This window comes from Thermodesulfobacteriota bacterium, assembly GCA_030583865.1.
Classification (GTDB): Bacteria; Desulfobacterota; GWC2-55-46; order GWC2-55-46; family GWC2-55-46; genus UBA5799.
The window spans coordinates 2,628,153-2,649,341 of the sequence record CP129479.1 but is presented as its reverse complement, the minus strand read 5'-3'; the positions used below and the strand labels follow the sequence as shown (position 1 = coordinate 2,649,341).

General features: G+C 58.7%; 19 protein-coding genes. 15 read left to right on the top strand and 4 right to left on the bottom strand.

Translation table 11 applies throughout. The features are described 5' to 3' along the window. Nucleotides 1–155: 155 nt before the first annotated feature. The 11 genes from pdxA to QY316_12570 all read left to right on the top strand — a co-directional run bounded on the left by pdxA (nt 156) and on the right by QY316_12570 (nt 14,123). Nucleotides 156–1,121, top strand: a complete 966-nt coding sequence (pdxA, locus tag QY316_12620) for a 4-hydroxythreonine-4-phosphate dehydrogenase PdxA (protein ID WKZ32734.1) — start codon at nt 156–158, stop codon at nt 1,119–1,121. 31 nt (nt 1,122–1,152) lie between these two features. Then, nucleotides 1,153–3,996 (top strand): excinuclease ABC subunit UvrA, encoded by a 2,844-nt coding sequence (gene uvrA, locus QY316_12615; GenBank protein ID WKZ32733.1) that lies wholly within the window; start codon nt 1,153–1,155, stop codon nt 3,994–3,996. Nucleotides 3,997–4,136: 140 nt separating this feature from the next. Next, nucleotides 4,137–4,622, top strand: coding sequence for a tRNA adenosine(34) deaminase TadA (gene tadA / locus QY316_12610; GenBank protein WKZ32732.1), 486 nt, complete (start codon nt 4,137–4,139; stop codon nt 4,620–4,622). A gap of 54 nt (nt 4,623–4,676) precedes the next feature. Beyond that, nucleotides 4,677–6,119, top strand: a complete 1,443-nt coding sequence (locus QY316_12605) for a phosphomannomutase/phosphoglucomutase (GenBank protein ID WKZ34125.1) — start codon at nt 4,677–4,679, stop codon at nt 6,117–6,119. Between the two features lie 76 nt (nt 6,120–6,195). Further along, nucleotides 6,196–6,612: a helix-turn-helix domain-containing protein gene (locus tag QY316_12600; GenBank protein ID WKZ32731.1), complete on the top strand. Its 417-nt coding sequence runs from the start codon at nt 6,196–6,198 to the stop codon at nt 6,610–6,612. A 280-nt stretch (nt 6,613–6,892) separates the two neighbouring features. Then, nucleotides 6,893–7,858, top strand: a complete 966-nt coding sequence (gene gmd, locus QY316_12595; protein WKZ32730.1) for a GDP-mannose 4,6-dehydratase — start codon at nt 6,893–6,895, stop codon at nt 7,856–7,858. Then, on the top strand, nt 7,851–8,801 hold the full coding sequence (locus QY316_12590) for a GDP-mannose 4,6-dehydratase (protein WKZ32729.1): 951 nt from the start codon (nt 7,851–7,853) through the stop codon (nt 8,799–8,801). Before gmd ends, QY316_12590 begins: the two co-directional genes overlap by 8 nt. Beyond that, on the top strand, nt 8,798–9,931 hold the full coding sequence (locus QY316_12585; GenBank protein ID WKZ32728.1) for a glycosyltransferase family 1 protein: 1,134 nt from the start codon (nt 8,798–8,800) through the stop codon (nt 9,929–9,931). The genes QY316_12590 and QY316_12585 overlap by 4 nt, the downstream gene beginning before the upstream one ends. Further along, nucleotides 9,928–10,722: a glycosyltransferase family 2 protein gene (locus QY316_12580; GenBank protein WKZ32727.1), complete on the top strand. Its 795-nt coding sequence runs from the start codon at nt 9,928–9,930 to the stop codon at nt 10,720–10,722. Before QY316_12585 ends, QY316_12580 begins: the two co-directional genes overlap by 4 nt. A 220-nt stretch (nt 10,723–10,942) precedes the next feature. After that, nucleotides 10,943–12,472: a mannose-1-phosphate guanylyltransferase/mannose-6-phosphate isomerase gene (locus QY316_12575; protein WKZ32726.1), complete on the top strand. Its 1,530-nt coding sequence runs from the start codon at nt 10,943–10,945 to the stop codon at nt 12,470–12,472. Nucleotides 12,473–12,581: 109 nt separating this feature from the next. Beyond that, nucleotides 12,582–14,123 carry a sodium-dependent transporter gene (locus QY316_12570; protein WKZ32725.1) on the top strand — a complete coding sequence of 514 codons (1,542 nt, stop codon included), beginning with the start codon at nt 12,582–12,584 and terminating at the stop codon, nt 14,121–14,123. A 115-nt stretch (nt 14,124–14,238) separates the two neighbouring features. Here QY316_12570 and QY316_12565 read toward each other — a convergent pair whose 3' ends face one another. Further along, on the bottom strand, nt 14,239–14,751 hold the full coding sequence (locus QY316_12565) for a DUF2062 domain-containing protein (GenBank protein ID WKZ32724.1): 513 nt from the start codon (nt 14,749–14,751) through the stop codon (nt 14,239–14,241). A gap of 246 nt (nt 14,752–14,997) precedes the next feature. On the opposite strand from QY316_12565, the gene QY316_12560 reads away from it, so the two are divergent. From QY316_12560 to QY316_12545, 4 genes are all read left to right on the top strand, one after another. Further along, complete coding sequence (locus QY316_12560; protein ID WKZ32723.1) at nt 14,998–15,369, top strand: hypothetical protein; 372 nt, start codon at nt 14,998–15,000, stop codon at nt 15,367–15,369. 222 nt (nt 15,370–15,591) lie between these two features. Continuing rightward, nucleotides 15,592–16,617: a hypothetical protein gene (locus QY316_12555; GenBank protein ID WKZ32722.1), complete on the top strand. Its 1,026-nt coding sequence runs from the start codon at nt 15,592–15,594 to the stop codon at nt 16,615–16,617. Between the two features lie 37 nt (nt 16,618–16,654). Beyond that, a complete protein-coding gene (locus QY316_12550) occupies nt 16,655–17,266 on the top strand; it encodes a redoxin domain-containing protein (protein ID WKZ32721.1) in 612 nt (203 codons plus the stop codon). Between the two features lie 185 nt (nt 17,267–17,451). After that, nucleotides 17,452–17,790, top strand: a complete 339-nt coding sequence (locus QY316_12545; protein WKZ32720.1) for a cupin domain-containing protein — start codon at nt 17,452–17,454, stop codon at nt 17,788–17,790. A gap of 101 nt (nt 17,791–17,891) precedes the next feature. Here QY316_12545 and gcvPB read toward each other — a convergent pair whose 3' ends face one another. From gcvPB to gcvH, 3 genes are read right to left on the bottom strand one after another with little or no spacing between them, the layout of a single operon-like run. Then, nucleotides 17,892–19,367 carry an aminomethyl-transferring glycine dehydrogenase subunit GcvPB gene (gcvPB, locus tag QY316_12540; GenBank protein ID WKZ32719.1) on the bottom strand — a complete coding sequence of 492 codons (1,476 nt, stop codon included), beginning with the start codon at nt 19,365–19,367 and terminating at the stop codon, nt 17,892–17,894. 52 nt (nt 19,368–19,419) lie between these two features. Beyond that, nucleotides 19,420–20,763 carry an aminomethyl-transferring glycine dehydrogenase subunit GcvPA gene (gcvPA, locus tag QY316_12535; protein WKZ32718.1) on the bottom strand — a complete coding sequence of 448 codons (1,344 nt, stop codon included), beginning with the start codon at nt 20,761–20,763 and terminating at the stop codon, nt 19,420–19,422. Nucleotides 20,764–20,769: 6 nt separating this feature from the next. After that, complete coding sequence (gene gcvH, locus QY316_12530) at nt 20,770–21,156, bottom strand: glycine cleavage system protein GcvH (GenBank protein ID WKZ32717.1); 387 nt, start codon at nt 21,154–21,156, stop codon at nt 20,770–20,772. Nucleotides 21,157–21,189 lie beyond the last annotated feature (33 nt).

The following is a 21,189-nucleotide window of genomic DNA, read 5'->3' as shown; positions in this document are numbered from 1 at the left end:
CTCTAATTTTAAGAGGTTGCCATATGTCAATCTGAGCGTAGCGAAGAATCTCGTATCTGATTCTTCGGTCGCTGACGCTCCCTCGGAATGACAGGTTAGAGTAGATTTAGAGTTTTAATGTGATTCCCCCTGCATGCCCGGCCACTGGAAAATTTATGAAACCCAACATAGCCATAACCATGGGCGACCCCGCCGGCGTCGGCCCCGAGCTCGCACTAAAGGCCCTCGGTGATAAAAGGGTGAGGGCGCTCTGCAACCCTATAGTAGTCGGTGACGCGGGGCTCCTCAGCCATCTTGCCGGAAAGCTCGGGTTGAAGGCGCCGCGCGAGAGCGAGGTCATCGGAGTTTCCAGGCTGGACCTCAAAAGGCTCAAGCCCGGCAAGCCCGTGAAAGCCGCGGGAGAGGCGCTCATAAGCTACATAGAAGAGGCGGTATTCATGACCGCCATAGGCGACGCGGACGCGATGGTGACTTGCCCCATAAGCAAGGAAGCCGCGAAGCTCGCCGGTTTCCGGTTCCCGGGCCATACCGAGTTCATAGCCGAGCTTACGGATACCGAAGATTTCGTCATGATGCTCGGAGGGAAGGACCTCAAGGTCGCGCTCGTCACCATCCACGAGGCCCTTAAGAATGTGCCGCGCCTCGTGACGGAGAAGGCTGTTTTGAAGGCCCTCCGCGTAACGCACCGGGCCTTTACGCGTGATTTCGGGATGAAGAGGCCGAGGATCGCGGTATGCGGCTTGAACCCGCACGCTGGCGAGGGCGGCATATTCGGTGACGAGGAGAAAAAGGCCATAGCGCCGGCCGTCAAAAAGGCGAGGAAAGAGGGCATAAACGCGCTGGGGCCGCTCCCGGCTGACACGGTCTTTTACAGGACGGTCAGGAAAAAGGAGTTCGACTGCGTGCTTGCCATGTACCACGACCAGGGGCTCGGGCCCTTGAAGCTGCAGCATTTCGAGGACGGCGTGAACGCGACACTGGGCCTGCCCATAATAAGGACTTCGGTAGACCACGGCACCGCCTATGACATCGCGTGGAAGGGTGTAGCAAGCCACTTTAGCCTCAGGGCGGCGATAGAGATGGCCGTAGAGATGGCCGTGAACAGAAAGAGAAGGCCCTGATCTGATCATTCAGGCCGTTTGAAAGACAAAGATGGACAGGATAGTAATCAAGGGCGCGAGGGTACACAACCTCAAGTCCATAGACCTTGAGATACCGAGAGACAGGCTCGTCGTCATAACAGGCGTTTCAGGCTCCGGCAAGTCCTCGCTGGCCTTCGACACCATTTACGCAGAGGGGCAGAGGAGGTACGTCGAGAGCCTCTCCGTCTACGCCAGGCAGTTCCTCGAGCAGATGGACAAGCCTGATGTTGAGTCCATTGAAGGGCTCTCGCCCGCCATATCGATAGAGCAGAAGACCACCTCCAGGAACCCCCGCTCGACTGTCGGAACAGTCACCGAAGTATACGACTACCTCCGCCTCCTCTTCGCAAGGATCGGGAAGCCCCACTGCTTCAGCTGCGGCCGTCCAATCACATCCCAGACCATACAGGAGATGGCCGACAGGCTGGCGGCCCTTCCGCCGGGCTCGAAGATAGTCCTCCTCTCCCCGATAGTCCGGGGCCGTAAGGGGGAATACAGGAAGGAGCTCGAATCCCTCAGGAAGGACGGCTACACCAAGGCCAGGATAGACGGCGAGGCGCGCGACCTCGAGGACGTAATCGTCCTCGACAAGAGGAAGAAGCACTCGATAGACGTCATCATAGACAGGCTCGTCATCAAGGAGGGGATACTGAGGAGGCTTACCGACTCCCTGGAGGCCGCCTCGCGGCTTTCGGGCGGGCTCGTAAAGGTGGAGGTCGTCGGCGGAAGGGAACTCCTCTTTAACGAGAAGCTCTCCTGCGCCCAGTGCGGCATAAGCTACCCCGAGATAAGCCCCACCACATTTTCATTCAACAGCCCCTACGGGGCCTGCCCGGAGTGCAAGGGCCTCGGCGAGAAGTTTTATTTCGACCCTGAGCTCGTCATACCGGACGCGGAGCTATCGATACGCGAGGGGGCCATAGCCCCCTGGAGCAGGTCCGGCGGAAAGAAGGCCGTTTCATGGTATTTGAACATGCTCTCCTCGCTCGCGAGGCACTATAAGTTCAGCCTGGATGCGCCGGTTAAGAAACTCCAGCCGAGGATCCGGGAGATAATCTTTAACGGCTCCGGAGAAGAGGAGGTCGAGTTCCGGCACGAGGGAGAGAAGAGCAAGTACGCCTACACGGCCCCTTTCGAGGGCGTGCTCGCCAATCTGGAGAGGCGCTACCGCGAGACCGACTCGGAGGACGTCCGTGAGGACCTTGAGCGGTTCATGAATTCGCAGCCCTGCCCGGTATGCGAGGGTTCGAGGCTCAAGAAAGAGGCGCTCTTCGTAAAGATAGGGGCGAGGTCCATCCGGGATATCGCGGCCATGTCCATTAAGGATGCGCTCGAGTTCTTCAAGAGCCTGAGGCTTACGACGTTCGAGCAGGAGATAGCCCGGAGGGTCTTGAAGGAGATAGGCGAGAGGCTCGGCTTTCTCTCGAAAGTAGGGCTTGACTACATCTCACTCGACAGGCCTGCCGCGACACTTTCAGGGGGCGAGGGGCAGAGGATACGGCTCGCAACCCAGATAGGGAGCTCGCTCGTCGGCGTGCTCTACATACTCGACGAGCCTTCCATAGGGCTCCACCAGAGGGACAACAGGCGTCTCCTTGAGGCCCTTAAGCGGCTCAGGGACATGGGTAACTCGGTCATCGTCGTCGAGCACGACGAGGAGACCATGAACGACGCCGACCACATAATCGACATGGGCCCCGGGGCCGGGCTCTCGGGCGGACGCATAGTGGCCCAGGGGACATTCAATGAGATAGCCGCAAACGAAAGTTCGCTTACGGGCAAGTACCTCTCCGGCTCTTTAAGGATACCTGTGCCGGAGAAGAGGAAAATGCCTGACAAGAGGTTCCTTACCGTAAAAGGGGCGAGGGCGAATAATCTCAAAGACCTTAACGTCCGTTTCCCGCTCGGGCTTATGACCTGCGTAACCGGGGTCTCGGGCTCTGGAAAGAGCACGCTCGTGGTGGATACGCTCTATAGAAACCTCGCCCGGAAGCTCTATGACTCGAAGGAGCGGGCCGGAGAGGCGGCCTCGATTGCAGGGCTCGAGCACATAGATAAGGTCGTTGACATAGACCAGACCCCCATAGGCAGGACGCCGCGCTCGAACCCGGCCACCTACACCGGCCTATTTACGCCCATAAGGGACCTCTTCAGCCAGCTCCCCGAGGCCAAGGTAAGGGGCTACAGCCCCGGCAGGTTCAGCTTCAACGTGAAGGGCGGCAGGTGCGAGTCGTGCAAGGGAGACGGCCTTATAAAGGTCGAGATGCATTTCCTCCCGGACGTATACGTCACCTGCGACGCGTGCGGCGGGGAAAGGTATAACCGCGACACCCTTGAGATACGGTACAAGGGGAGGAACATCTCCGAGTGCCTCGACCTCTCGGTAGCCGAGGCGCTCGTCTTCTTCGAGAACATCCCCCAGGTGAGGGAAAAACTCAAGACCCTCAATGACGTCGGGCTCGGCTACATAAAGCTCGGCCAGGCCTCGACCACGCTCTCGGGAGGCGAGGCGCAGAGGATAAAGCTTGCCAGGGAGCTTTCAAGGAGGGCCACGGGGAAGACCCTTTACATACTCGACGAGCCCACCACGGGCCTCCACTTCGCTGACATACACAAGCTCCTCGATGTATTGAAAAGCCTCCGCGACGCGGGCAACACCATCATCATAATCGAGCACAACCTCGACGTCATAAAATCAGCGGACCACATAATCGACCTCGGCCCTGAGGGCGGCGACCAGGGCGGCGAGATAGTGGCCGAAGGTACTCCCGAGCACGTCGCTGGGGTCAAGGGCTCGCACACCGGGGCGTATCTAAAAGGCGTCCTGGGGCAAAAAGGGTTCGCCCTCAGGTAAAATCTCTCTCCCGCTTGCTCCGGAAATTCCCTTCACAATTCATGGATTGGCATTTAGGCTCTGGGCTGCCTGTACCCCGGTTGACAACACCTCATATTTAATGTACCTTTTACTCTTTCGCAGGTAAGAAGGTAGGTGTTTTGAGCATAAAGCTGGACGAGGCCTTCATGGCAAAGGCCCTCAGGGAGGCGGAGAAGGCCGCCCTGAAGGGAGAGGTCCCGGTGGGCGCAATCATCGTCCGCGAGGGGCGCGTCATAGCCAGGGCGCATAACCTGAGGGAATCGAAGGCCGACCCGTCCGCGCACGCCGAGCTTCTGGCCATAAGGAGCGCGGCAAGGAAGCTCAAGACCTGGAGGCTCTCCGGCGCGACCATGTACGTCACGCTCGAGCCCTGCTTGATGTGCATGGGGGCAATAGTGCTCGCCCGGATACCGAGGCTCGTATTCGGCCCGCTTGACCCCAAGGCGGGCGCTTCGGGCTCGCTCTACGACATCCCAACGGATACGCGCCTGAACCACAGGGTCCATGTGACCGGCGGGGTGCTTGCCTCGGAATCGGAAGAGGTCTTGAAATCGTTTTTCAGGAAGCTAAGGGAGGAGAAGCGCTCCGGGAAGAGAACGCTTTAGCGGGTCCGGCGGTGCCTTCCTTGTTTAAATAAACCGGGGGTTATATCCATGAGCATTTCTGACGCGATATTCAGGGAATACGACATAAGGGGCACATGGGGGAAGGACCTTACCGCCGAGGTCGCGGAGCTACTGGGCAGGGCCTATGCCATATACGCCCAAAGGCGGGGCGCGAACATAGGCCCGGATTTCAAGATCACGGTCGGAAGGGACGTAAGGACGAGCTCCAAGCCCATACGGGACGCGCTTGTCCGGGGCCTCACACAGAGCGGCGTAAACGTCATCGACATAGGGGAGTGCCCCACGCCGCTACAGTATTTCTCCATGCACACGCTAAAGGTGGGCGGCGGCATAATGATAACCGGAAGCCACAACCCCCCGGAGTATAACGGCTTCAAGGTGAGCGTCGGGAAAGAGACCATTCACGGCTCGGAGATACAGGCTGTAAAAAAGATAATAAGGGAAGAGGTCCTCGGGAAGCCGCCGGTTGATGCGATGCCAGGCATTGTCGAGATCCACGACATAATACCGGCTTATATCGATTACGTCGCTGGCTCCTTCAATATACCGGAATTACCCAAGCGCATGAGGATCGTCCTCGATTCAGGGAACGGCACCGCGGGGCCGGTCGCCCCGAAGCTCCTCAAGAGGCTCGGGTTCGACGTGATCGAGCTCTATAGCGAGCCCGACGGCTCGTTCCCGAACCATCACCCGGACCCGACCGTCACGGATAACCTCCTTGACCTTATCGAGACGGTAAGGAGGACCGGGGCCGAGTTCGGGGTCGCCTATGATGGCGACGCTGACAGAATTGGCATGGTAGATGAGAGGGGGTCGGTAATCTGGGGCGACAAGCTCATGGTGGTGTTTTCAAAATCCATATTGAAGGAAAAGCCGGGCGCGACCATCGTGGGCGAGGTAAAATGCTCGCAGGTCATGTACGACGAGATAGCGCGCATGGGCGGGAACCCTGTGATGTGGAAGACCGGGCATTCGCTCATAAAGGCCAAGATGAAGGAGCTCGGCGCTGCGATGGCCGGAGAGATGAGCGGGCATATCTTCTTCGCGGACAAATGGTTCGGCTTTGACGACGCGATCTACGCCTCGTGCAGGGTGGCCGAGATAGCCGCAAGGGAAAGGGCCGCAAACCCCGCCTTCCGCTTCTCCTCCATGCTTTCGGGGCTCCCCGAGACGGTAGTGACCCCGGAGATACGGATAGACTGCCCTGACGAGGTCAAGTTCTCGGTAATCGAGAAGCTCGAGGGAGAAATCGGCCAGGGCTCGGACGACTTCCGGGTAAGGGACATCATCAAGATAGACGGCCTCAGGGTGAACTTCGATGGCGGCTGGGCCCTTGTAAGGGCCTCGAACACCCAGCCTGTACTGGTCTTGAGGTTCGAGGCAGTTGACCAGGAGAAGCTCGACAAGGCAAAGGCCTTCATAAAGGAGCGGCTTGAGGCCTCGTTGCCCGGCGGTACGGTGGAGCTTGAGGCTTAAGGCAACCTCAAAAAGGATCTTTTCCCCGGACTCTGTGTCAGGCCTGCCTTAAGTACCTATTTACGAGAGGTTCGCGATGGGCGTAAATTACGCGGATGTGATAGAGAGGATGAAGTGGGCTGCGCGCCTCAAGAACGACTCTGCGGTTGCGCGGGCCCTGGAGGTCACCCCGCAGGCGCTCTCCAACTATAAAAAGCGCGGAGAGATGCCCTCGGGCCTTGTGCTCGCCTTTTCCGAGAGGTTCGGGGTGGGCCTCGACTGGCTTATTGACGGCAGAGGCGAGATCTACAAGCCCGGGAAAGCCCCTCTGGCAGGCGAAAGCCCGGCCCTTTACGCACCCAGGGGGCAGGCCGTGGATGTCGGCTCGCCCGAGGCGGAAGAGGCCGCCTATATAATGAAACTCCTCAAGGTACTCCGAAGCCCGGATGAGTCCCATTCCAGGGCCATAAAGTCGGCCATAGACGCGGTCTTGAAAGCCTCTGACAGGGAATAGCCCCTACAACCAGCCGCCTTTCCTTCAAGATCTCCGCCCTGAATCTCGCCTGCGGGTTCAGGCTGGATATCTCTACGGTTTTGTTCCGGAAAACAAGCTCTTCACTCTTGACGCGAGTTCCTTTCCCGTGGTATCGTTCATTTCGTGAACATACAATCAGGTCCAGGCCCAAGAGCGGGTTTTTTGCTGGTGAAAACCCGGGCATGGAGTGGTATGATTGTATTTTCCTGAAATTTGCTCCGGGGCTTCAATTTACATGGAAAGGGGCTCGAAAAGTCGGATGGCAAAGAAGGCTTTGATAACGGGCATTACCGGACAGGACGGCTCGTATCTCGCGGAATTCCTTCTTTCGAAGGGGTACGAGGTCTTCGGCATGGTCCGGAGGTCCAGCATAGACAAGTTCGAAAGGATAGAGCACATAAGGGAGAAAATCCGTCTCGTGCAGGGCGACCTCATGGACCAGTCCTCGCTTGACGAGGCCGTTAAGGGGATAATGCCAGACGAGATATACAACCTCGCGGCTCAGTCATTCGTGCCTACCTCATGGAATCAGCCGACGCTCACCGGAGAATTCACCGGCCTCGGCACGACCCGGGTCCTCGAGGCCATAAGGCGCATAAAGCCGGACACGAGGTTCTACCAGGCCTCTTCGAGCGAGATGTTCGGCAAGGTGCGGGAGGTCCCCCAGAACGAGCTTACGCCATTCCACCCGAGGAGCCCCTATGGTGTGGCGAAGGTCTACGGGCACTACATAACCGTGAATTACCGCGAGAGCTATGACATATTCGCCTGCTCCGGGATACTCTTCAACCACGAGTCGCCGAGGAGGGGGCTCGAGTTCGTGACGAGAAAGATTACGAACGGGGTGGCCAGGATAAAGCTCGGGCTTTCTACAGAGCTCCGCCTCGGGAACCTCGACGCCAAGCGCGACTGGGGCTTTGCCGGGGACTACGTGGAGTCCATGTGGATGATGCTCCAGCAGGACGCGCCGGACGACTACGTGGTGGCCACGGGCGACACCCATACGGTCCGCGAATTCGTGGAGCTCGCGTTCGACCGCGCCGGCCTCGACTGGAAAAAGCACGTTGTCATAGACCCGGCCTTTTTCAGGCCCGCGGAGGTCGAGCTCCTTGTGGGCGACCCCTCAAAGGCCATGACGGTGCTCGGCTGGAAGCCCAGGGTCTCGTTCGAGGAGCTCGTCCGCATGATGGTGGACGCCGACATAGAGAGGCTCAAGTGTGCGTAAGGTACTCATAACCGGGATAGCCGGGTTCGTAGGCTCTCACCTGGCTGAAAGGCTCGCCCCGAGGTTCGAGGTCTGGGGTACGCGGATAGACGAGAAGACCGCGAACCTCTCCGGGATACAAGGCGTAAACCTTTCGAAATGCGACCTCCTCGACAGGAAGGCCGTCGAGGAGGTAATCGACCGCCTTAAGCCCGACGTCGTTTTCCACCTCGCCGCGCAATCCATACCCGCCTTTTCGTTCAGCCACCCTGAAGAGACCCTCAAGACAAACATTTTTTCGACCCTCAATATTTTCGAGGCGGTCCTCAAGTCCGTGCCCGAGGCCGTGGTCCTCAACATAGGCTCTGGCGACGAGTACGGGGACGCGGCCTCTGACATACTGCCGGTTCCCGAAAAGGCCGAGCTTAAGCCCCTGAACCCTTACGCGGTGAGCAAGGTGACCCAGGACCTCCTGGCCTTCCAGTACTGGAGGAGCCGCGGCCTAAAGGCCGTGAGGGCGCGCCCCTTCAACCACTTCGGGCCCCGCCAGTCGGACAGCTTCGTCACTTCCGAGTTCGCAAGGCAGATAGCCGAAATAGAGGCCGGGATAAGGGAGGATAAGGCCCTCAGGGTCGGGAACCTAAGGACCGCAAAGGACTTCCTGGACGTCAGGGATGTGGTGGCGGCCTACGAGCTCCTTGTCGAGAAGGGGAGCTTCGGTGAGGCCTATAACGTTTGCTCCGGCAGGGCCACGAGCATAAGGGAGATAGCAGAGACACTGATATCCTTCTCGACCGAGAACATCACAATAAGGGAGGATCCCTCCAGGAGGCGCCCCACGGAGACCGCCGCCATATACGGCGACGCCGCGAAAATGAAGGCGCTCGGCTGGGCGCCGAAGTACACTCTCAGGGAGAGCCTCGAATCGATACTCGAGTACTGGAGGGGCGCGGTCCGGAGATGAGGGTCGGCATAAACGCGCTCTATCTCCTCCCCGGAAGGGTAGGCGGTAGCGAGGTGTACCTGAGGAACCTCATCAAGTGGCTCCCGCGCGTTGCGCCCGGGCACGAGTTCCTGCTTTATGTAAACAGGGAATCCGAGGGGCTCCTGGGCGAAGAGGGCGTGAAAGTGGTGCGCTGCAAGGTCAGGGCCTCGAACCGCCCCATGAGGATAGCCTACGAGCAGGCGGTGCTGCCGCTCCTCGCCAGGAGACACAGGCTCGACGCCCTCTTTTCCGCGGGCATGACGGCACCTTTTTTGTCTCCGGTCCCGTCGCTCGTCATGGTATACGACCTGCAGCACGTGAACCAGCCGGGGAACTTCAACAGATGGTATCTCCTCTTTCTCAAATCCATAATCTACATGAGCGCGAAGAGCGCGCACGCGGTCCTCACGCTCTCGGAGAAGTCCAAGAGGGACATAGTGAATTTCTATTCCATAAGCCCCGATAAGGTCACGGTCACGCACCTTGCCTCGGAGAAGTCGGTTTTCATGGCGAGGCCGCCGGGGGAGGCCGCTGACATAAGGAGGAAATACGGGCTTCCGCCTGGCTTCGTCCTGTACATCGCCTCGTCGCTTCCGCATAAGAACTATGAAAGGCTCCTGAAGGCCTTCAAGCTCGTAAAGATAAGCAGGCCGGACCTTAAGCTCGTCCTCATCGGCGCGAGGGACTACGGGCACGAATCGATACGGGGGAAGATAAATGAGCTCGGCCTCGAGGAGGATATCATATTCCTGGGGTGGCTCCCTTACGAGGACATACCCCTGGTATATTCGGCCGCCGGCCTCTTCGTCTTCCCGTCGCTCCATGAGGGCTTCGGCATACCTGTCCTCGAGGCAATGGCCTCGGGCGTCCCGGTCGTCTGCTCAGGCATCGAGCCCCTTGACGAGGTCGCGGGCGATGCCGCGCTTTTCGTCGACCCCCTGAGCGTAGAGAGCATAGCGCACGGGATGCTGCGGGTCCTCGAAGACCCGGCGTTACGGAAAAGGCTCGCCGCGGAAGGCCTCAAGCGCTCAGCCGGGTTCAGCTGGGAGCGCACGGCCCTGCAGACCTTTCAGGCCATATCCGGCGCAATCGCGGGGCCAAGGGCATGAGGAACCCTCCGAGGATAACGGTCATAACGCCCTCCTACAACCAGGGGGGCTTTATAGGCGACACGATCGAAAGCGTACTCGGCCAGGATTATCCGGAACTCGAATACCTCGTAGTCGACGGCGGCTCGAAAGACGAAACGCTGGATGTCCTTAAACGATATGAGAAGCGGCTCGCCTGGGTCTCGGAGCGCGACCGGGGCCAGTCCGACGCCATAAACAAGGGCATAAGGAAGGCGACCGGGGACATAATCGCCTATCTGAACTCGGACGACCTCTACGAGCCGGGGGCCCTTGAGAAAGTCGCCGGGTACTTTCAGGCGCACCCGGAATGCCTGTGGCTTACCGGCAAGTGCGGGATAATAGACGCAAAGGGCAGGGAGACGAGGCGCTATATAACAGCGTACAAGAACTTTTTGCTTCGGCGGTACGGCTATAATATACTCCTTGTCACGAACTTCATATCGCAGCCGGCCACCTTCATAAGGAGGGAGGCCTTCGGCGAGCTCGGCCTTTTTGACGAGTCGCAGCACAGGGTGATGGACTACGAGTTCTGGCTCCGGCTCGGGCGTAAATACCCGCCGGGGTTCATAGACGACCGGCTCGCCCTGTTCAGGGTGCATCCAGGCTCAAAGACTTCGAGCTCTTTCCACCGCACGTTCAAGGAGGAGCTTCAAGTGGCAAGGAAGTATACGGATTCCGCGGTCCTTAACGGCCTCCATTACCTGAGCTACCTGGGGATCCGCGCCGCCTATACGGTCCTCGACGCGGCCGCAAGGCGGAAGGTATCTTGAGGCAACCTCTAAAAATTGATCTTTTCCCCGGACCCTGTGTCAGGCCGGGAATAAAAATGCTCACATATTTGCATATATGCTCCGCTTTTTATTCCCGGCCTTCCTTGATTGCGGGAAAAATCTCTAATTTTTAGAGGTTGCCTTGATTCGATTACGTTTATGAGCAACCCATCGCGGACCTCCGCATAAATGAATCCGGAGTCCGGAGAAAGGAATAGCCATGTCGCGGAACGGTTCAGGGAGCAAGGCGGCACTGTCGGGCGCAATCACTGCGGGGCGCATCAAGCCCCTTAAAAAGGCGCTTGCAGAGGGGGCCGGCGTGAGGAGAAGGCCGGCTTCAAAAGGCAGGCTCTATGCCGCAATACTGGCCGGAGGCATAGGGAGCAGGTTCTGGCCCTTGAGCCGCGAGACCACCCCGAAGCAGCTCCTTAAGGTCGCGGGCGACGAGAGCCTCCTTAAATCGACCATAAAGAGGTTGAGCCCGCTCGTGCCGTCAGAGAGGGTGCTTATCGTCACCAACGCCCGGCAGGCCGAGATAATAAGGCTGCACCTCTCCTACGACGGCAAGGCCGTGGACCCAGGCTACGTCATAGAGCCGATGGGCAGGAACACCGCCGCGGCCATTGCGCTCGCGGCCTTCGAGCTGTACAGGAAAGACCCCGGCGCCGTGATGGCGGTACTGCCCGCAGACCACGTCATAGAGGACGGCAAGTCGTTCAGGACCGCCATGAAGGCGGCCCTTCAGGCCGCCCGGGAAGGCCGCCTCGTGACCTTCGGCATAGTGCCCACGCACCCGGAGACGGGCTACGGATACATAAAGGCGTTCCCGAGGGCTGTAAAGAAGATATCCGGCTTCAGCATACGGAGCGTTGAGAAGTTCGTCGAGAAGCCGGACATAAGGAGGGCCAAAAGGTACCTCAAGGAGGGCGGCTATTACTGGAACTCCGGCATCTTCCTCTGGAAGGCCGAGAGGATACTCGAGGAGGTAAAAAAGCACCTGCCCGAGACCTTCGAAGCCCTCTCAGCCTGCAAAGACACCGAGAGCCTCATCGCCGCGTACAAGTCGATAAAAGACATATCCATAGACCACGGCATACTCGAGAAGGCCGAGGACGTGGTAATGATACCCGCGAGCTTCCCGTGGTCGGACATGGGCAGCTGGAGCTCCTTTAACGCGGTCTTGAAGCCCGACTCGGACGGCAATATCGTCCGCGGCAGGGTCGTGGACATCGGCTCGAAAAATTCCATCATACTCGGCTCTGACAGGGCGGTCGCCACCATAGGCCTGAAGGACATGATTCTGGTGGACACGCCCGATGCTACGCTCGTCTGCCCCCGCGACCGCGCCCAGGAGGTAAAGGAGGTCGTCTCGGTCCTCAAAAAGAAGGGATACACCGAGCACGAGATACACAGGACCGTCGAGAGGCCCTGGGGCTCCTATACGCTTCTCGAAACCGGCGATGGCTACAAGATAAAGAGGATACGGGTCGAGCCGAAAAAGAGGCTTTCCCTCCAGCTCCATCACCACAGGAGCGAGCACTGGGTGGTAATCTCCGGGACCGCGAGGGTCCAGAGGGGTGAGGAGGTGGTGGACATCGCGATAAACCAGTCCACCTATATTCCCAGGGGCGTAAAGCACAGGCTTGAGAACGCGACAGGCGTGCCGCTTGAGATAATCGAGGTGCAAAACGGCGAGTACGTGGAGGAAGAGGACATCGTGCGCTTCGAGGACGACTTCCAGAGGAAGTGACGCCCTCGTGTTTATGCGCGCGGGCGGCCGGTTTTTTTGCGGTCCGGGAGGCCGCAATCGGCGCTGGTCTACGCAGGGCCGAATTACATTTTGCGGGGCGTAGGAGAAGATGAGGACGCGCGAGCAGTGGGGCACGAGGATAGGGCTTATACTTGCGATGGCCGGGAACGCCATCGGCCTCGGGAACTTCCTAAGGTTCCCGGTCCAGGCCGCCGAGAACGGCGGCGGGGCGTTCATGATACCCTATTTCATATCTCTCCTCGTGCTCGGCATACCACTCATGTGGATAGAATGGGGCATCGGCAGGTACGGCGGCTCGAGGGGGCACGGCACCGCGCCGGGCATGTTCGACGAGCTCTGGAAGAACAGGGCCGCCAAGTACGTCGGCATATTGGGCGTCTTCCTGCCGCTCGTGGTGGTCATCTATTACACTTACATATGCTCCTGGACCCTCGCCTTCGGCATCTTCTCCATAATGGGGAGCTTCCCTGGCACTGACAGCCTGGCGGGAGCGGCCTCGGCTTCCGAGTACCTCAAGCCATATCAGGACTTCCTCTACGGCTACATCGGCGCAACCGGAGGCGGGGACATGCTTACGCCCGGGCCCCTCGCCTACGCCTTTTTTCTCGGTACGCTCTTACTGGGGCTCTGGATACTCGGCAGGGGTGTTTCCGGCGGCATAGAGGCGCTTAACAAGATAGCCATACCGGCCCTCTTCATAATGGCGCTGGTGCTCTTTATAAAGGTATTTACCTTGAGCTCGCCGACTGACCCGTCATTCACGATCAGGAAAGGGCTTGCTTTCCTCTGGGAGCCTGACTTGAGCGGCTTAACGAGCGCCAAGGTCTGGCTGGCGGCCGCCGGGCAGGTCTTCTTTACCCTGTCCCTCGGCCTGGGCGCGATCCTCACATACGCGAGCTACGTGAAAAAGGACGAGGACATCGCTCTCGACGGCCTCTCGACGGCTAGCCTCAATACCTTCGCCGAGGTGATATTCGGCTCGACCATCGCCCTCACCTCCGCCGTCATCTTCTTCGGGATGCAGGGCGCTTCCGAGATAGCCTCCGGCGGCGCCTTCAAGCTCGGCTTCATGAGCATGCCCGCGGTTTTCTCTTACATGAGCTACGGCCAGTTCTTCGGCTTCATCTGGTTCCTCCTTCTTTTCCTCGCCGGCCTTACTTCCATAGTCGCGCTCTCCCAGCCCATGATGGCATTTTTCGAGGACGAGTTCGGATGGGAGAGGAAAAAATCGGTCATGGTGCTCGGGGCCGTCTTCTTCGTATCGGCGCACCTCCCGATATTCGTAAGCGGCGCGCTCGACGAGATGGACTTCTGGGCAGGGACCTTCGGCCTCGTTGTGCTGGCGCTCATGGAGGTCGTGATATTCTTCTGGATATTCGGGTCTGAAAAAGCCTGGAGCGAGATAACGAGGGGCGCGCACATAAGGATATCGAGGCTCTTTTTCTACGTGATGAAATACGTGACGCCCGCTTTCCTCATGATCATACTCGCGGCCTGGACCTACCAGCAGCTCCCTTCCGTGCTCGCAAAAAGCGAGGCCGGTGTATGGGCGGCAAGGGCGTTCCTGGCAGCGCTTCTGGCGGCCCTTGTCCTATCTGTAAGGGTTGCATGGAAAAGGAGGGGGGTATGACTGCAGGGGGATGGATTTTCCTCGTGCTCTCGTGGGGGACGGTTATCGCCTTCACGGCGTTCTGCTTCTACAAGCTCATAAGAAAGGTCGGGCTCAAATAGGCGGCCTTCGAGCTTCAATGCCCCCTTTTTTTCCTGAGCTTCTCGGCCTTTCTCCTCCGGTGCCTTATGACCGTGTGCTTTACTATGTAGTATGAGACCGCCGTGGTCAATACCGAGACTATGGCGTTCCCGATGAGGAACACGGCGTAGGCCCAGCCCGCGCCCGTGACAAGGCCTTCGTCCTTGATATTCGCGTATATGGACGAATAGTTCTCCTGCAGAAGGAAGCTTCCCACGAAGGCGCTGAGCGCCCAGAAGAATGGCGCGGTAAGCGGGTTCATGATGAGGCTTCCGAGGATGGCAGCCGCCTTGTTTGCCTTTAGCGCAAAGGCGGCTGCAAGCGAGAGGAGTGCGCCCAGGCCGAAGGTGGGTAGCACCCCCATGAACACGCCGATAGCCGCTCCCCTGGCGATCCGCTCGGGCGGGTCTTCGAGCCTGAGTATCCTGTAATAGACGAGTTTCGCCCTCCTGCTGAACCTGGAGAGAAGGCGTTTCTTGTCGCCGTTTCTCGGTCTTTCTTTTTTCATTCAGTGGGGCCGGGTTATAATAATTATATTAATAAGATAAGAGTATTATATATCAGGATAAACCATCATGAGTGCGCTCCGCAAGGCTAATCGGAGGCACCCTGAAATAAAGCGCTCCCTTCCGGGAGGACAGGCCGTTTCACTCCCATCAAAGGCATCAGGGCGCGCCCGTTTGTAAAAAACCATGCCCTTCAGCCCGGTTTCCGATATAATATTCCCGTGAAAAGGCTTGCGCCATTACTCATCATGTTCTTCCTGTTCCAGGTCATCTCGCCCCTTTCGGGGAGCGTCTGCCTACACATGGGCGAGGACTGCACTCACGGCGAGAGGTGCCCGGTCATGGCAAAGGACATCGAGACAGTGGTCTGCCATACCGGCCATACAGAAGGGCATGGTGAGGCGCATGCCCCCGAGTCTTTGCGCTGCGGGATGTACCTGGGAAATGACGTTGCCGGGCCGGGCGCGCTCAGCCCGCTTGATATGCCTTACCTTGCCGGGAAGACGCTCGCACCCGGCCCGGACCATTCGGTAGCGCCTGTCACTCATACCCGCTCTTTCTTCGCAGACCCGTTCGCAGCCGCGAGCGAAGAACCCCCCGAAGCCTCTCTCGTATCCTGAATAAAAGTCATTCCCGCGCCGGTTACGGCAGTTGCAAGCGGCTCACGTTGCGCCCTGCGGTCTGGTTGAACGACTGCGCCTTCTTCATCGCGCGTCCGCACCTCCGGGCAGCTGTGCGCCGAAAGAGCTGCCTGGACCTGGCTGGCAGGAGTGTCTTTGCGGCTTCTGTAAGGCATGGGCTTGCGCCCTGCGCGCTCAAAAATCGTTCACAGGAGATTCGAGATGAGGAAGTGTACCCTCTTTTTGCTTTTAATCGTCGCAGTAACCCTTTTCAACGGCAGGCAGGCAGGCGCGGCAGGCGAATGCGGCCTCTCGTGCTGCATAGCAGGCGCGGCCTCATCGGGAGTGACCCTGGCCGAGAACTTCGGCCTCTCGCTCGCATACGAGTACATGCACATGGAGACAATAAGGAACGGGACGAGGAGCGTAAGCCCGGACGGGGCGATCGCGGAGAACCAGCAGATGAGCCAGTCATACAGCGTCCCCACCGAGATGAGGATGCAGAAGATATCGCTTGTCGGCGTGCTGCCTGTAACCGAGCGCCTTCAGCTCATGGCCGCTGTCCCTTATATCATAAACGACATGGACATGAGAAGGCGTAGCGCGATGGGAATGACGATGGACATGACAATGGACACGGTCTCTGGAATAGGCGACATATCCTTCATGGGCCTCTACACGCTCTACACCGACGCGCCGATAAGGCCGGGGCACAGGCTGGTGGCTGGGCTGGGCATCAAGACGCCGACCGGCGCTACAAGCGAGAGGACGGCCTCCGGAAATCTCGTCCACGCGATGATGCAGCCGGGGAGCGGCTCCTGGGACCCGCTCTTTCTCCTGAGCTACACGAGGGGGCTCTATCCGCTCGTCCTGCAGGCGAACCTCTTTCACCAGCTCACGACCGAGGGCAATAACGGCTACGAGTTCGGAGACAAGACCACCCTCGACCTCATAGCCAGGTACCAGGCCTCGAATTATATCAACGTAGGCCTTGAGCTTAACGGCATACACGCCGAAAGGGACAGGGACCACGAGGGCAGGTATTCGCGGCCCGTAACCTCGATGGCCGACAATCCCGACTTCACTGGCCTTGATTCCGTCTTCATAACCCCGGCCGTCCAGGCCAAGATACCCAAGACCGGCGGGAGCGCGGAGATCAAATACCAGGTCCCCGTATACCAGAGGGTAAACGGCTTCCAGCAGGTGATTGACTGGAGGCTATTCGCGACACTCGTTTGGGTTTTTTAACATGTCGAGGCAAATCGAGTTGAAAGGCATCCGGCACTTGACGGCTTCAGCACTTCCGCGCGCCCCCCATGAATGGGGGCGCGCGGAAAGTGCGCGGGCATCTATTGCCTTTAAGGCCGCACCGGTCCTCGCAAGCCTTATCCTGCTTCTTGTGGTCTACGCGCCCTGGGCCCATGCGGACGAGCGGCACCAAAAGCATATACTCCTTCCCTTCATAGTCCAGCCCTCGAATGAAAGCAACGCTCCGCCGGATTTCAGGCTCAAGGACCTGGACGGCATTGAGCGGAGCCTTTCGGAGTTCAAGGGCAAGACCGTACTCCTCCACTTCTGGGCAAGCTGGTGCGAGCCGTGCAGGGAGGAGTTCCCCGCGCTATCGAAGCTCGCAGCCGATTTCAGGGACAAGGGCCTGGTCGTAATCGGCGTGGCGGTGGATTCGAGGAAGCGCGTAATGGAGTTCCTCGAAAAAAGCACCGCGGGCTTTCCGGTGCTCATCGACCAGTACGGCGAGGCAAAAAAGAGCTACAGGGTGGGCGTCATCCCCATGTCGGTGATAATCGGAAAAAGCGGCAGGGTGGAGGGCGTCCTTGCGGGGCCGAGGGATTATGGAAGCCCCGCGGCAATGGAATTTTTTGATACAAGCTTGAAATAAGTTTTCGGGTAACTGCCTGAAAAACAAGCTGAAATAGCCCTGCGGCGAGAAATAGGTAAAAAAAGACCTAAATAGTCCAAAATTTTCCTTGCGCTCTCCATGCCATTGTGTATAATTACAACGTATGCTGCCTAAGGGCGGCCCCAAATTAAAAAATAAAGAGATAAAACTCAGGAGGTACGGACATGCAGCAGGCGGACGTGGCGGCTAAAAAGGAATTCAAGGACGATGCGGTAAACAAGGTCACCTACATAAAGACCGAGCAGCTCGCGCAGGACACCTATTACTTCAAGCCCGGCCAGGTGCTCGATTACCACAGGCACCCGGGCGGCGACCAGATATTCTTCGTCCACGAGGGAGAGGGCACATACTACCTGGATAACGGGAAGGAATCGACCACTGCGTTGAAGCCCGGCGTCATAGTGCTCGCGCCCAAGGGCGAGTGGCACAAGATAGTCGCCAAGAGCGAGCTCGTGGTCTCGCAGGCGACCGGCCAGCCCGCGGGTTTCGAGAAGAGGGGATAGGAGCAAGGGCCGGATGCCTTGATAAAAGTTTTAGGGCGATGCAAAAAGGGCAGGGATTATTTCCCTGCCCTTTCATTTTTTGGCATATAGCTTTTTGAGCTTTATTTCTTCCACCTCAGGACCGGTTCCCTCGCGGCCCGCGTCTCGTCTACCCGTGCGGTCTTTGTCCTCGTGGGCGCGCTCTTGAGTAGCTCAGGATTGGCCTTCGCCTCTTCGGCTATCGCCTTCATTACATCGATGAACTTATCAAGCGTCTCTATCGATTCCGTCTCGGTCGGCTCTACCATTATCGCGCCAGGGACGACCAGCGGGAAGTATACGGTCGGCGGGTGGTAGCCGTAGTCGATGAGGCGCTTGGCTATGTCCATCGTGGAAACGCCGCTGCCGAGCTGCATCCTGTCCGAGAAGACGCATTCGTGCATGCAGGGCTCGTCAAAGGCGAGGTGATAGGCGCCCTTAAGCCTCTCTTTTATGTAGTTGGCGTTAAGGATTGCGGCGATGGACGCGCGCTTCAGGCCCTCTCCGCCCATCCGCCTTATGTAAGCGTAGGCCCGGACCATGATGGAGAAGTTGCCGTAGAAGGACTTCATCCTGCCTATGGTATTGGGCCTTCCGGAATCGAGGCTGTATTTTCCGCCTTCCTTTTTTATCCTCGGGACGGGAAGGAACGGCTCAAGCGCCTTGCCCACGCCCACCGGGCCGCTCCCGGGACCGCCGCCGCCGTGGGGCGTCGAGAAGGTCTTGTGAAGGTTCAACTGCACAACGTCCACGCCCAGCTCGCCGAGGCTCGTAAGCCCCATGAGCGCGTTCATGTTCGCGCCGTCGCAGTAGACGAACCCGCCCTTCGAGTGGACGACCTCGGCAATCGCCTTTATGTTCCTCTCAAAGAGGCCGAGGGTATTGGGGTTCGTGAGCATTAGCCCGGCGGTTTCCTCGTCCATCACGGCGGCAACCGCCTCGACCGAGAGGACCCCCTTGCCTTCGGATTTTACAGGCACCACCTTGAAGCCCGCCAGGTGCGAGCTCGCGGGGTTGGTGCCGTGTGCCGTATCAGGGATTATTATCTTTGTGCGCGGCTTGCCCTTTGATTTGAAATAGGCGGCCATCATGAGAAGGCCGCATAGCTCTCCGTGAGCGCCTGCCGAAGGCTGGAGAGTGATCGCCTCCATGCCCGTAATCTCGGAAAGGTATGTTTCGAGCGAGTGCATGAGCTCGAGCGCGCCCTGGGTAAGCTCCTCCGGCTGGTACGGGTGGATATGGGAGAAGCCCGGAAGGCGGCAGGCCGCCTCGTTTATCTTGGGGTTGTACTTCATGGTGCACGAGCCGAGAGGGTAGAAGCCAGAGTCCACGCCGAAGTTCCACTGCGACAGCCTCGTATAGTGGCGGACAGTGTCTATTTCGGCGAGGTCGGGAAAGCCGTCCAGGTCGCTTCTCAGGAACCTGCCCGGTATCGCCTGGGCAGGCGATGTCTCAGGGACGTCGGAATGGGCCGGCCCAATGCCAATGCGGCCTGGCGATGACTTCTCGAATATCAGCGGCTCCTCAAGGAGGAGGCCTCTTGTGCCGTTGGCTTCCATTATAAACAACCTGTAAGAAAAAGATTGGGGGAAGGGGGCGCCTTCCTGAAAACTATACGCTCTTGAGCTCCGAGGCGAACCTGTCAATCTCCTCTTTCGAGTTCATCTCGGTCGCGGCCACGAGGATATGGCGGTCGAGCGCGGGGTAGAACCGCTTGAGCGGGATGCCGCCGATTATCTTCTTCAGAAGGAGCTTCTCAAGCACCTCCTCAGGGTCTTTCCTGACCTTGACAGTAAACTCGTTGAAGGTGGGCACGCTCCACGCGGGCTCTGCCCCGGCTTCGACGAGTTTCTTCTTGAGGTATTCGGCCTTGGAAAGGTTGAGTCCCGCGAGCCTTTTAAGGCCAACGCCGCCGAGCGCCGCCAGATGAATGGACGCCGCGAGCGCCGAAAGGCCGTGGTTCGTGCATATATTGGAGGTCGCCCTTTCCCTCCTTATGTGCTGCTCCCTTGTAGAGAAGGTCAGGCAAAAGGCCCTCCTGCCGTTTTTATCTACGGTCTGGCCGACGATGCGCCCCGGCATCTGCCGGACGAACTCCGTCCGTGTGGCCATGAAGCCCAGGTACGGGCCGCCGTAGGAGAGCGGGTTTCCGAAAGACTGGTTCTCGCCCACGGCTATGTCGGCGCCCATCTCGCCCGGGGGCTTTAATAAACCCAGGGAAACGGCCTCGCTTACGGCCACTATCAATAGGGCGCCTTTTTTATGGACAATCTCCGCAAGCGCCCCCACGTCCTCTATGCAGCCGAAAAAGTTCGGGTGCTGCACGACCACGCAGGCCGTATCGCCATCTATGGCGTTTTCGATGGTTTCCGCAAGAGTCGTTCCAGTCCCAGCTGAAAAGGCCGCTTCCGACAGGTGGTCTCCGGTCCCGGATAGATAGGTCCGGACCGTATCCCTGTACTCCGGGTGCAGGGCGGCTGAAAGGACGATCCCGTTCCTGCCGGTTATCCTCCTTGCCATGAGCACGGCCTCGGCCACGGCCGTTGCGCCGTCATAAAGGGAGGCGTTGCTCACGTCCATGCCGGTAAGCTGGCACACTAAGGTCTGGTACTCGAAAATTGCCTGGAGCGTGCCCTGCGAAAGCTCGGGCTGATAAGGCGTGTAGGATGTGTAGAACTCGGACCTTGAAATGAGGCTGTCTACTATGGCCGGTATGTAATGGTTGTATGCCCCGCCGCCGAGGAAGCTCGAATAATCCTCCACCGTCGAGTTCCTTGAGCCGAGCTGTTTAAGATGCCCGAGGAGCTCCTGCTCCGAGAGGCCCGCCGGCACATCAAGCGGTTTTCTGGAGCGTAGGTTTGCCGGAAGCGCCGATAGCGCGTCGTCTATGCTGGACGCGCCGGCTGCTTCAAGGATTTTTCCGATGTCTTCTTCGGTATGGGGGATGTAGGGCACAGCGGCTTACTTCTCTTCCTCGATGAACTTCTGGTACTCGTCCGCGGTAAGGAGGTCGTCAAGCTCGCTCTGGCCGGCTATCTCCACCTTTATCATCCAGGCGTCACCGTACGGGTCTTCGTTTATCGCCTCTGGGCTGTCGATGATGGCGTCGTTCACCTCGGTTACGCTGCCGCTCACCGGCGAGTAGAGGTCCGAGACCGCCTTTACGGACTCGACCACGCCGAAGGGCTCGTGCTTCGTGACCGAGCCGCCCTCGGGCGGCAGTTCCACGTAGACCACGTCTCCAAGAGAGTCCTGGGCGTAGTCGGTAATTCCGATGGTTGCTATCTTGCCTTCGACCTTAACCCATTCGTGCTCCTTGGTGTACTTAAGGTCCTTCGGGAACTCCATAACGGTGCTTCTCCTTTCCTGCTTTTGGGTACG